The sequence below is a fragment of the Leclercia sp. Colony189 genome (genome assembly GCF_009740165.1).
GTDB lineage: Bacteria > Pseudomonadota > Gammaproteobacteria > Enterobacterales > Enterobacteriaceae > Enterobacter.
On sequence record NZ_CP046557.1, the window covers coordinates 785917 to 798590 of the forward strand.

Consider the following 12674-nt stretch of genomic DNA (forward strand, 5'->3'; position numbering starts at 1 on the left):
CTTAGCTCTCCTTCGGCGGCGCATTTTCGCTGATGTAGTTAGCCAGCTTGCAGTACTGCTCTACGGAAATGTTTTCCGCGCGCATCGCCGGGTCGATACCCAACTGAGCTAACACGTCAACAGTAAACAGATTGCCAAGGCTGTTACGAATCGTTTTACGACGCTGGTTAAAGGCTTCGGTGGTGATGCGGCTCAGCACGCGCAGATCCTTCACCGGATACGGCTTCGTTTTATGCGGCACCAGGCGCACAACCGCTGAGTCAACTTTTGGCGGCGGCGTAAATGCCGATGGCGGTACTTCGAGTACCGGGATCACGTTACAGTAGTACTGTGCCATCACGCTTAAACGACCATACGCTTTACTGTTCGGCCCTGCAACCAGTCGATTAACGACCTCTTTTTGCAACATGAAGTGCATGTCAGCAATGGCATCAGTATAGCTAAACAGGTGGAACATCAGCGGCGTGGAGATGTTATACGGCAGGTTGCCGAATACGCGCAGCGGCTGGCCCATTTTCTCCGACAGTTCGCCGAAGTTCATGGTCATGGCATCCTGCTGATAAATGGTCAGTTTCGGCCCGAGGAACGGGTGCGTCTGCAGGCGCGCTGCCAGATCGCGGTCCAGCTCGATGACGGTAAGTTCATCCAAACGCTCGCCAACCGGTTCGGTCAGAGCGGCGAGGCCCGGCCCGATTTCGACCATTGCCTGGCCTTTCTGTGGATTGATAGCCGAAACAATACTTTCGATCACGAACTGATCGTTGAGGAAGTTTTGCCCGAAACGTTTACGGGCTAAATGGCCCTGGTGGACGCGATTATTCATTGAGTATTAACAATCATTTTGATGGCGAGATTAAGCGCCGTAATAAAACTGCCGACATCTGCTTTTCCCTGGCCTGCTAAATCGAGCGCAGTACCATGGTCAACAGAAGTACGAATAAAGGGTAAACCGAGGGTAATATTCACCCCGCGGCCAAATCCCTGGTATTTTAGCACGGGAAGGCCCTGATCGTGGTACATCGCCAGCACGGCGTCTGCATGATCCAGGTATTTCGGTTGAAACAGGGTATCGGCAGGCAGCGGCCCGCTGAGATTCATGCCTTTCGCGCGCATCTCTTCCAGCACCGGAATGATGGTGTCGATCTCTTCCATACCCATATGCCCACCTTCACCCGCATGTGGGTTCAGGCCGCATACCAGCACGTGCGGATCGGCAATACCGAATTTGGTGCGTAAATCGTGGTGCAGGATGGTAATGACGTCGCGCAGCAGATCCGGCGTAATGGCGTCGGAAATGGCTTTGATGGGCAGGTGCGTCGTCGCCAGGGCGACCCGCAGCTCCTCGGTTGCCAGCATCATCACCACTTTTGCGCTGTGCGACCGCTCTTCAAAAAACTCGGTATGACCGGTAAAGGCCACGCCGGCATCGTTGATCACCCCTTTATGGACCGGGCCGGTGATCAGCGCGGCAAATTCCCCGCTCAGACAGCCATCGCAGGCGCGCGCCAGCGTCTCCACCACATAATGACCATTTTCAGTGCTCAACTGGCCGGGGATAACCGGCGCGCGTAGCGGGACAGGTAGCAGCGTTAAGGTGCCTGCTTGCTGGGGAAGGGGAGCGTTTTCTGCCTGATACGGCAGAAGCGTGAGCGGGAGATTAAGCTGTTTCGCTCGCGCTTCGAGCACGCTGGCATCGGCGCAGATCACCAGTTCGACCGGCCAGCTGCGCTGGGCAAGCTGGACGACCAGGTCGGGACCAATCCCGGCGGGTTCGCCGGGAGTGATGACAACACGATGTTGTTTCATTAGTTGCTCAGGACTTTGACGTAGGCGCTGGCGCGTTGTTCCTGCATCCAGGTCGCTGCTTCTTCAGAGAACTTACGGTTGAACAGCATACGGTATGCACGATCTTTTTGCGCCGCATCGGTTTTATCCACATTGCGGGTATCCAGCAGCTCGATGAGGTGCCAGCCGAAGGTGGAGTGAACCGGTTCGCTCATCTGACCTTTGTTCATTCTCATCAGCGCATCGCGGAAGGCCGGATCGTAAATATCCGCAGCCGCCCAGCCCAGATCGCCGCCCTGATTCGCGGAACCTGGATCCTGAGAGAACTCTTTCGCGGCGTTGGCGAAGGAGGTTTTACCGCTGCGAATATCGGCGGCAATTTGCTCCAGCTTGGTACGCGCCTGCGTATCAGACATGATCGGCGAGGTTTTCAGCAGAATGTGGCGGGCGTGCACTTCCGTCACGGAGATGCTCTGGCTCTGGCCGCGCAGATCGTTCACTTTCAGAATATGGAAGCCCACGCCGGAACGGATTGGACCCACGATGTCGCCTTTCTTCGCCGTGCTCAGCGCCTGGGCAAAGATAGAAGGCAGCTCCTGAATACGACCCCAGCCCATCTGGCCGCCTTTCAGCGCCTGCTGGTCAGCGGAATAGGTGATCGCCAGTTTGCCGAAATCACCGCCATTACGCGCCTGATCGACGATGGAACGTGCCTGGCTTTCCGCCTCGGCCACCTGGTCAGAAGATGGGTTTTCTGCCAGGGGGATCAGGATGTGGCTCAGGTTCAGTTCGGTGCTGGCATCGTTCTGGTTGCCCACCTGTTTCGCCAGGGCATCCACTTCCTGCGGCAGGATGGTAACGCGGCGACGCACTTCGTTATTGCGCACTTCTGAAATCAGCATCTCTTTGCGGATCTGATTACGGTAGGTCGAATAGCTGATGCCGTCATAGGCCAGACGGCTGCGCATCTGGTCCGGGGACATATTGTTCTGCTTCGCAATGTTGGCGATAGCCTGATCGAGCTGCTCATCAGAGATCTTCACACCCATCTTCTGACCCATCTGCAGAACGATTTGATCCATGATCAAACGTTCAAGGATCTGATGACGCAGCGTGGAATCGTCCGGAAGTTGCTGACCTGCCTGACCCGCGTTGAGCTTCACAGACTGCATTAAACCATCAACGTCGCTCTCAAGTACCACACCGTTGTTCACAACGGCAGCGACTTTGTCGACAACCTGTGGGGCCGCGAAGCTGGTATTCGCGACCATAGCGATACCGAGCAGCAGCGTTTTCCAGTTCTTCATACTTTTTCCATATCAATTAACCGCAAAGCGGATTACGTGTTAAATCAAGTACATCACAATGAACTACGGTACGGCAGAATCGGTGAGCGCAGCATCTGCTGAGTACCCAGACCATAGTTGGAACTCAGGCCACGGAGTTCGATGTTAAAGCCGATGACGTTATCGTACTCGCTCTGATTTTTGTCTGGATCCCAGCCGTTAAGCTTACGTTCGTATCCAACGCGAATCGCGTAGCAGCAGGAGTTGTACTGCACACCCAGCATCTGATCTGCAGACTTATTCTGGTTGGTATCGAAGTAGTAGGCTCCCACCACCGACCAACGATCGGCAATTGGCCAGCTTGCGATGCCTCCCACCTGCGAAATGCCCTCTTTCGTTTGTTCGGACGTGGCAAAGTTAGGTAACGTCGCCTGGATATATTCCGGGCTGGCGTAACGATAGCTGAGCTGTACCATTCGGTCTGCATCACGACGGTACTCGATTGAACCGCTACCGGTGGCAACATTGTTCAGCCGCGTGTCATATTGCACGCCGCTGCGCAGACCCCAACGATCGGTTATGCGCCAGTAAGTATCTCCGGCCCATACCAGCGATCCTTTTTTGTCGTCCTTCTCCCACTGGATATTGTCATCACCGGTACGTGCTTCGGTGAAGTAGTAGATTTGACCCACAGAAGCATTAAAACGTTCAACTGCAGCATCATCATAAATACGCGTTGTGACCCCGGTGGTCACCTGGTTGGCCGATGCAATACGGTCCAGACCACCGTAAGTACGGTCGCGGAACAGGCCGCTGTAATCAGATTGCAGGAATGAAGAGTCATAGTTCTGGATATTGCTCTGATCGCGGTACGGCACATAGAGATACTGGGCGCGCGGCTCCAGCGTCTGGGTATAGCCCTCGCTCCAGTTCATGTCGCGCTCGAAGACGAGCTTGCCGTCCACTTTAAACTGCGGCAGCACGCGGTTAACGGAATCTTCCAGACGCGTGCCATGATTGGCATTGTACGTTTCCAGATTATCCTGCTGATAGTGGGTCGCCATCAGCTTCACTTCGGTATCGAGGCTGGCCCAGTCGTTTGAAACAGGCAGGTTAATCGTTGGCTCAAGGTGCAGACGCGTTGCTTCAGGCATGTCAGAGTCGGTATTGACGAAATGCACCGCCTGGGCGTAGACCCGGGTGTCAAAAGGACCCACATTATTCTGGTACCAGTTAACATCAAGCTGTGGCTCTGCAGCATAGGTGCTCTGCGTTTGGTCGCTAAAGACCTGGAACTGTTTGGTGGAAACGGTCGCGTCAAAATTCTGTACTACATAGCCCGCGCTGAATTTCTGCGTGGCGTAGCCATCGGTACTTGAGCCGTATTTAGAGGTAAAGTCGTTAAAATAGCTCGAGTCGCTGACTTTGGTGTAGTCGACGTTAAAACGCCACACCTGATCCATTACGCCCGAGTGCTGCCAGTAGTACAACCAGCGATGGCGATTATCCCCGGAGGTATTTCTTGGATCATCCTCATACACTTTATCCGATGGCAGATAGTCCAGCTCCATCAGACCCGAACCCGCATGCGTCAGATAGCGGAACTCGTTCTCCCACATGATGTTGCCGCGCTTGTGGATATAGTGCGGCGTGATCGTCGCGTCCATGTTGGGCGCAATGTTCCAGTAGTACGGCAGGTAAAACTCAAAGTAGTTTGAGGTGCTGTACTGGGCGTTCGGGATCAGGAAGCCGGAGCGACGTTTATCGCCCACGGGCAGTTGCAGATAGGGGCTATAGAAGACCGGCACCGGGCCGAGCTTAAAGCGGGCGTTCCAGATCTCCGCAACCTGCTCTTCGCGGTCGTGGATCACTTCGCTACCTACCACGCTCCAGGTATCCGAGCCTGGCAGACAGGAGGTAAAGGTCCCGTTTTCCAGAATGGTGTAGCGGTTTTCACCGCGCTGTTTCATCAGGTCCGCTTTACCGCGACCCTGGCGGCCAACCATCTGGTAATCACCTTCCCAGACGTTAGTGTCTTTGGTATTCAGGTTCGACCAGGCTTTCGGACCTTTCAGGATGACCTGATTATCGTCATAGTGCACATTACCCAGCGCATCTACCGTACGTACCGGTTCGGCTGCGCCTTCTGGCTGTTTCTGGTGCAACTGCACTTCATCGGCCTGCAAGCGGCTGTTGCCCTGGTTAATATCCACGTTCCCGCTAAACAGGGCGTCGTCAGGATAGTTCCCTTTTGCGTTGTCAGCGGTGATGGTAACCGGTAGCGTGTTCGTATCACCCTGTACCAGCGGGCGATCATAGCTGGGGATACCCAGCATACATTGCGAGGCGAGATCGGCTGCCAGACCCTGTTGACTGTACAGAGCCGTAGCTATCATCGTGGCCAGAAGGGTGGGGATACGTTTTTTCATACGTTTTATTTATTGTTCCGTCATCAGTGGCTTATCGCTGGCAAACGGTCAGAGACTATCTTACTCATCATCACAGTGCCAGCGTTAATCCTGCCCGTAAACGAGCCATGGTGATAGGCTCGTTATTGAATGACGAGTATGATAATGCAAATTATAGGCGATGTCCTTCACTTGACCGTGGCCAGGCCACCGGAATGATGGCGTTGCGCTGGATCAAATCGATCACCATTTGGGGAGTATATGCAGTATTGGGGAAAAATTATCGGCGTAGCGTTCGCTTTACTGATGGGCGCGGGCTTCTGGGGTATCGTTCTGGGGCTGCTTATCGGCCATATGTTTGATAAAGCGCGCAGTCGCAAGATGGCCTGGTTCGCTAACCAGCGTGAACGCCAGGCGCTTTTTTTTGCGACAACCTTCGAGGTAATGGGCCATCTGACCAAATCGAAAGGGCGTGTCACCGAGGCCGACATCCATGTCGCCAGCCAGTTTATGGATCGCATGAACCTGCACGGTGACTCCCGGGCGGCCGCGCAAAACGCATTTCGTATCGGTAAGGCGGATAACTATCCCCTGCGCGAAAAAATGCGTCAGTTCCGCAGCATCTGCTTCGGGCGCTTCGACTTAATTCGGATGTTTCTGGAGATTCAGATCCAGGCGGCGTTTGCCGATGGGTCGCTCCACCCGAACGAACGTGAAGTGCTGTATGTTATCGCCGAAGAGTTGGGCATTTCCCGCACCCAGTTCGATCAGTTCCTGCGCATGATGCAGGGCGGCGCACAGTTTGGCGGCGGCTATCAGCAACAGCAGGCGGGCGGTGGCGGCTGGCAGCAGGCGCAGCGTGGTCCTACCCTGGAAGATGCCTGTAATGTGCTGGGCGTGAAGCCAACCGATGAACCGACAACCATCAAGCGGGCCTACCGTAAGCTGATGAGCGAGCATCACCCGGATAAGCTGGTGGCCAAAGGTTTACCGCCAGAGATGATGGAGATGGCGAAGCAAAAAGCGCAGGAAATTCAGAAAGCCTACGAGCTTATCAAAGAGCAGAAGGGCTTTAAGTAAGGAAGCGGTTGGCCCGGCGGCAAGGGGTGCTGCCGGGCAACGGATCAAAAGTCTGCCGGTGCCTTAAAGGTCATCGGCGTACCGTATTCCGGGTGGGTGATGGTGAGCATCTGTGCATGCAGTTGCAGACGCGGCGCCATCGCCCGGGCTTCCGGCGTGGCATAAAAGCGATCCCCCAGAATCGGGTGACCCAGCGCCAGCATATGCACACGCAGCTGGTGCGAGCGGCCGGTAATCGGTTTTAGCAGCACGCGGGCGCTGTTGTCCGCCGCGTACTCCAGCACTTCATACTCGGTTTGCGCCGCCTTGCCGGTCTCGTAGCAGACCTTCTGCTTCGGGCGGTTAGGCCAGTCGCAGATCAGCGGCAGATCAACCAGCCCTTCCGCCGGTTGTGGATGACCCCAGACGCGCGCCAGGTACTGCTTCTTCGGCTCACGCTCTCGAAACTGACGTTTCAGCTCGCGCTCTGCCGCCTTGGTCAGCGCCACTACAATCACTCCGCTGGTGGCCATGTCCAGACGGTGGACGGACTCCGCCTGCGGAAAATCACGCTGAACGCGCGTCATCACGCTGTCTTTGTGCTCATCCAGCCTGCCCGGCACGGACAACAAGCCGCTTGGCTTGTTGACCACCATAATATGCTCATCCTGATAGAGAATGACCAGCCACGGATCCTGCGGCGGATTGTAGGGTTCCATCAACATGTTTCGCTCCGCTTACTGATGCGTCACAACGATAAGGCGCAGCGCATCCAGACGCCATCCCGCCTGATTCAGGCTCTCAAGCACCTGCTGACGATTGGTTTCAATCGCCGCCAGTTCATCGTCACGAATATTGGGGTTCACCGCACGCAGGGCCTCGAGACGAGAGAGCTCCGCAGACAGTTTTTCATCCGCCTCGCTGCGCGCCGCGTCAATCAGGGCGCGCGCTGCTTTCTCAACCTGAGACTCACCCTGCTGGAGGATGGCGTAGACATCCTGCTGCACCGCATTCACCAGCTTGCTGCCGGTATGGCGATTCACCGCGCTCAGCTGGCGGTTAAAGCTCTCAAACTCGACCTGCGCCGCCAGGTTGGTACCGTTTTTGTCCAGCAGCAGACGCACCGGCGTGGCAGGCAGGAAACGGTTGAGCTGCAGCTGTTTCGGTGCCTGGGCCTCTACCACGTAGATCAGCTCCAGCAGCAGGGTACCCACCGGCAGCGCCTTGTTCTTCAGCAGCGAAATGGTGCTGCTGCCGGTGTCGCCGGAGAGGATCAGATCCAGACCGTTGCGGATCAGCGGGTGTTCCCAGGTGATGAACTGCGCATCCTCGCGGGACAGCGCCACATCACGTTCAAAGGTGATGGTGCAACCATCTTCCGGCAGGCCCGGGAAGTCCGGCACCAGCATGTGATCGGACGGGGTCAGCACAATCAAGTTCTCGCCGCGATCGTCCTGGTTGATACCGACGATATCAAACAGGTTCATGGCGAAGCTGATCAGGCTGGTATCGTCATCCTGCTCTTCAATGCTCTCTGCCAGCCGCTGGGCCTTTTCACCGCCGTTGGAGTGGATCTCCAGCAGACGGTCACGACCCTGCTCCAGCTGCGCTTTCAGGGCGTCATGCTGTTCACGGCAAGTTTTGATCAGCTCGTCAAAGCCCTCGGTATTTTCCGGCGCCGCCAGATAGCCCGTCAGCTCGTTATGCACGCTATCGTAAATGGTACGACCGGTCGGGCAGGTATGTTCAAACGCATCCAGCCCTTCGTGGAACCAGCGCACCAGCACCGACTGGGCGGTTTTTTCCAGATACGGAACGTGGATCTGAATGTCGTGCGCCTGACCGATACGGTCCAGACGACCGATACGCTGCTCCAGCAGATCCGGGTTGAACGGCAGATCGAACATCACCAGACGGCTGGCGAACTGGAAGTTACGCCCCTCGGAGCCGATTTCGGAGCAGAGCAGCACCTGTGCCCCGCTGTCCTCTTCGGAGAACCATGCCGCCGCGCGGTCGCGCTCGATAATGGACATACCTTCATGGAACACCGCCGCGCGAATACCTTCCCGCTCGCGCAGAACCTGCTCAAGCTGAAGCGCGGTGGTGGCTTTGGCGCAGATGACCAGCACTTTCTGGGAACGGTTGGCGGTCAGATAACCCATCAGCCATTCAACGCGCGGGTCGAAGTTCCACCAGGTGCCGGTATCGCCTTCAAACTCCTGATAAATCTGTTCCGGATAGAGCATGTCGCGGGCGCGCTCTTCCGCTGTTTTACGCGCGCCCATGATGCCGGAAACTTTGATCGCCGTCTGATACTGGGTGGGCAGCGGCAGGCGAACGGTATGCAGCTCGCGTTTCGGGAAGCCTTTCACCCCGTTACGGGTATTACGGAACAGCACGCGGCTGGTGCCGTGCCTGTCCATCAGCATGGAGACCAGCTCCTGGCGTGCGGCGTCGGCGCCTTCACGATCGCTGTTGGCCGCCTGGAGTAGCGGCTCGATATCCTGCTCGCCAATCAGATCGCTCAGGGTGTTGAGCTCGTCGTTGGAGAGGTGCTTGCCCGCCAGCAGCAGGGCAACGGCATCCGCCACCGGGCGATAATTTTTCTGCTCTTCGACAAAGAGGTCAAAGTCATGGAAACGGTTTGGATCCAGCAGGCGCAGACGCGCGAAGTGGCTCTCCAGACCCAGCTGTTCCGGCGTAGCGGTGAGCAGCAGTACGCCAGGTACGCGCTCGGCCAGCTGTTCAATCGCCATATATTCACGGCTCGGCGCGTCGACATTCCACACCAGATGGTGCGCTTCATCGACCACCATGATGTCCCACTCGGCATCACAGAGGTGCTCAAGACGCTGCTTGCTGCGGCGCACGAAGTCCAGGGAGCAGATCACCAGCTGTTCGGTTTCGAACGGGTTATCGGCGTCGTGCTGGGCTTCGGCGTAGCGCTCGTCGTCAAACAGGGAGAAACGAAGGTTGAAGCGGCGCAGCATCTCCACCAGCCACTGGTGCTGCAGGGTTTCTGGCACCACAATCAACACGCGCTCGGCCGCGCCGGAGAGCAGCTGCTGGTGCAGGATCATGCCCGCTTCGATGGTTTTACCTAAACCGACTTCATCCGCCAGCAGGACGCGCGGCGCATGGCGGCGGCCAACGTCATGGGCGATGTTGAGCTGATGGGGAATCAGGCTGGTGCGCTGGCCGCGCAGACCGCTCCACGGCATGCGGTACTGCTCGCTCTGGAACTTGCGCGCACGGTAGCGCAGCGAGAAGCGATCCATACGGTCGATCTGACCGGCGAACAGGCGATCCTGAGGTTTGCTGAAGACCAGTTTGCTGTCGAGCAGCACTTCGCGCAGCATGACACCCGTCTCTTCGGTATCCAGTCGGGTTCCGATATAGGCGAGCAGTCCATTCTCTTCTTTTACGTCTTCAATCTTCAGCTGCCAGCCTTCATGGCTGGTAACGGTGTCGCCCGGGTTAAACATCACGCGGGTGACAGGGGAATCATTGCGAGCATACAGACGGTTTTCACCGGTGGCGGGGAAAAGGAGAGTCACCATACGCGCATCCAGCGCCACTACAGTTCCTAACCCAAGTTCGCTTTCTGTGTCGCTGATCCAGCGTTGACCAAGTGTAAAAGGCATATTTGTTCGGCTCTAATCTTTAATTGCAGGCAATAGTTCAACCACCGTTCAGGAATGACGGTCGTCGAATAATGGGTCCGGGAATGGAAAGGGCGCTATGGTACTGGATGGCAGCGATTTCGTCACCTGTCAAAATAGCCCCAACTGACCTGTCATCAGTGTAGCAAAGTCGTCGTCCATGAACGGTAAAATTCCCTCTGCGACGGGCTGTAGCTGGCGCGTGAGGTAGTGCTCATAGTCAAGGGGCGAACGCTGATAATCCACCGGCTCCGGGCCGCTGGTGGTCCAGACATACTTGATGGTGCCTCGGTTCTGGTACTGCGGCGCGCGCCCAAGACGGACGTTCTCTTCATCGGCAAGCCGGGCGGCACGAACGTGGGGCGGCACGTTGCGCTGATACTCCGCCAGCGGGCGACGCAGGCGCTTGCGGTAGACCAGCTGGTCATCCAGTTCGCCCGCCATCAGGCTGGCGATGGTCTCGCGCACAAACTCCTGGTAGGGCTCGCGCCGAAAAATTTTCAGATAAAGCTCCTGCTGGAAACGCTGCGCCAGCGGGGTCCAGTCGGTACGGACGGTTTCCAGCCCTTTAAATACCATCCGCTGCTTTTCCCCCTCCTCGATAAGCCCGGCATAGCGCTTCTTGCTGCCCTGATCGGTTCCCCGAATGGTGGGCATTAGAAAACGGCAGAAGTGGGTCTCATACTCCAGCTCCAGAGCGCTGGTCAGGCCAGCCTGTTGCAGATGCGTTCGCCACCAGCTGTTAACAAATTCCACCAGCGACTGGCCAATGGCGGCAGCCTCCGCTTCGGCGTGGGCGCCCCTGAGCCAGACGAAGGTCGAATCGGTATCGCCATAAATCACATCATAGCCCTGGGATTCCACCAGCACTTTGGTCTGGCGCATGATCTCGTGGCCGCGCATGGTAATCGACGAGGCCAGGCGCGGGTCGAAGAAACGGCAGGCGCTGGTGCCGAGCACGCCATAAAAGGCATTCATGATGATCTTCAGCGCCTGGGAAAGCGGCTTATTGCCGTGGCGCTTGGCCTCTTCGCGCCCGTACCAGATCTGGCTGACGATCTCCGGCAGGCAGTGTTTTTCCCGGGAGAAACGCGCCCCGAGGAAGCCCTCAGTGCTGTGCTGCTCATCCGGCTGGGCGAGCCCTTCCACCAGGCCGACCGGATCGATAAGAAAGGTGCGAATGATCGACGGATAGAGGCTTTTGTAATCCAGCACCAGCACCGAGTCGTACAGGCCGGGGCGGGAGTCCATCACATAGCCGCCGGGGCTGGCCTGGGGCGGCACGTCACCGAGATTGGGGGCTACATAGCCCGCCCGGTGCATGCGCGGAAAGTAGAGATGGCTGAAGGCGGCCACGGAGCCGCCGTGGCGGTCGGCCGCCAGGCCATTGACCGTGGCGCGCTCCAGCAGAAACGGCATGATCTCGGTTTTGTGGAAAATCCGCGTCACCAGCTCGCAGTCTTTCAGGTTATAGGTCGCCAGGGCCGGTTTATCTTCGGCGAAGCGGCGGTCAATTTCGTCCATCCTGTCCCAGGGATTGTCGATGGATTTACCTTCCCCGAGCAGCTCCTGCGATACCGATTCCAGCGAGAATGACGAGAAGCTCCAGAAGGCAGATTTCAGCGCCTCGATGCCGTCGATAATTAAGCGCCCGTTCGCCTGGGCAAAGAAGACGCCGTTTTTAAAGCCGTGCTCGCGCCACTCCAGCTCGCTGTTGCCGCGTCCGAGCAGCAGAGGGATGCGGTAGCGCTCGGCATGTTTTTGCAGAATGCGCAAATCAAACTGCACTACGTTCCAGCCGATGATGACGTCCGGGTCGTGCCGGGCAAACCAGGCATTCAGTTTTTCGATCAGCTGCGGGCGGCTGTTGACGTACTCCAGCTGGAAATCGAGCCCCGAGGCATCGCCGTTGGCCGGGCCCAGCATATAGACAACCCGCTGGCCGCAGCCTTCGATGCCGATGCAGTACAGCTCCCCGTGCCGGGTGGTTTCAATGTCCAGCGACGCCCATTTCAGGGGCGGGCGATAGTGCGGATTGGGTTTGAGACGGGCGTTGATCAGCCGTGCGCCCTGGGGCGTACCGTCCACCCAGACCGGGGCGGTGATAAAGCGCTCCATCAGAAAGCGCTCCGGGGGACGAATATCGGCCTCAAAGAGGGTCACGCCCGCCTCGCGCAGCAGCTTTTCATAACGCATCAGCTGGCGGTGGGCACGGCAGTATAGGCCGTAAACCGGACGACGGTGGAAATCTTTCAGCTCAAGGGGCGTCAGCCGCCAGCCGTTTTCACCCTGCAGCAGCTGGCGGGCTTTTTCGACGTCAGGCTCGGGAATAAAGGCAACGGACTCCTGGACAGACAGGGTGACGTTTAGCGGGCCGGTATCTGTCGCCAGCCAGAATTCAACTTCGGTACCCTGGGGCGTATCCCGCCAGTGCCGGGTGAGTAAAAAGCCTTGTTGCGCCTGCGCCACGCCGT

At 57.4% G+C, this 12674-nt stretch carries 8 protein-coding genes; 1 reads left to right on the forward strand and 7 read right to left on the reverse strand.

Annotated features, from left to right (window positions below):
* Position 1 precedes the first annotated feature (1 nt).
* The 4 genes from rsmA to lptD are packed head-to-tail and all read right to left on the reverse strand — an operon-like array spanning position 2 to position 5500.
* Complete coding sequence (gene rsmA / locus GNG29_RS03765) at positions 2–823, reverse strand: 16S rRNA (adenine(1518)-N(6)/adenine(1519)-N(6))-dimethyltransferase RsmA (protein WP_103178236.1); 822 nt, start codon at positions 821–823, stop codon at positions 2–4.
* Positions 820–1806 (reverse strand): 4-hydroxythreonine-4-phosphate dehydrogenase PdxA, encoded by a 987-nt coding sequence (pdxA, locus tag GNG29_RS03770; protein WP_156653905.1) that lies wholly within the window; start codon positions 1804–1806, stop codon positions 820–822. Before pdxA ends, rsmA begins: the two co-directional genes overlap by 4 nt.
* A complete protein-coding gene (gene surA, locus GNG29_RS03775) occupies positions 1806–3092 on the reverse strand; it encodes a peptidylprolyl isomerase SurA (protein WP_103178238.1) in 1287 nt (428 codons plus the stop codon). Before surA ends, pdxA begins: the two co-directional genes overlap by 1 nt.
* Before the next feature lie 53 nt (positions 3093–3145).
* Positions 3146–5500: an LPS assembly protein LptD gene (gene lptD, locus GNG29_RS03780; RefSeq protein WP_156653906.1), complete on the reverse strand. Its 2355-nt coding sequence runs from the start codon at positions 5498–5500 to the stop codon at positions 3146–3148.
* Between the two features lie 240 nt (positions 5501–5740).
* On the opposite strand from lptD, the gene djlA reads away from it, so the two are divergent.
* Positions 5741–6559 (forward strand): co-chaperone DjlA, encoded by an 819-nt coding sequence (gene djlA, locus GNG29_RS03785; protein ID WP_103178240.1) that lies wholly within the window; start codon positions 5741–5743, stop codon positions 6557–6559.
* 44 nt (positions 6560–6603) lie between these two features.
* Here djlA and rluA read toward each other — a convergent pair whose 3' ends face one another.
* The 3 genes from rluA to polB all read right to left on the reverse strand — a co-directional run bounded on the left by rluA (position 6604) and on the right by polB (position 12669).
* The gene (rluA, locus tag GNG29_RS03790; protein ID WP_156653907.1) at positions 6604–7263 is read right to left on the reverse strand and encodes a bifunctional tRNA pseudouridine(32) synthase/23S rRNA pseudouridine(746) synthase RluA; all 660 of its coding nucleotides are present in this window, start codon (positions 7261–7263) and stop codon (positions 6604–6606) included.
* A 12-nt stretch (positions 7264–7275) separates the two neighbouring features.
* Complete coding sequence (gene rapA, locus GNG29_RS03795) at positions 7276–10182, reverse strand: RNA polymerase-associated protein RapA (RefSeq protein WP_114387961.1); 2907 nt, start codon at positions 10180–10182, stop codon at positions 7276–7278.
* A gap of 129 nt (positions 10183–10311) precedes the next feature.
* Positions 10312–12669: a DNA polymerase II gene (gene polB, locus GNG29_RS03800; protein WP_156653908.1), complete on the reverse strand. Its 2358-nt coding sequence runs from the start codon at positions 12667–12669 to the stop codon at positions 10312–10314.
* Positions 12670–12674 lie beyond the last annotated feature (5 nt).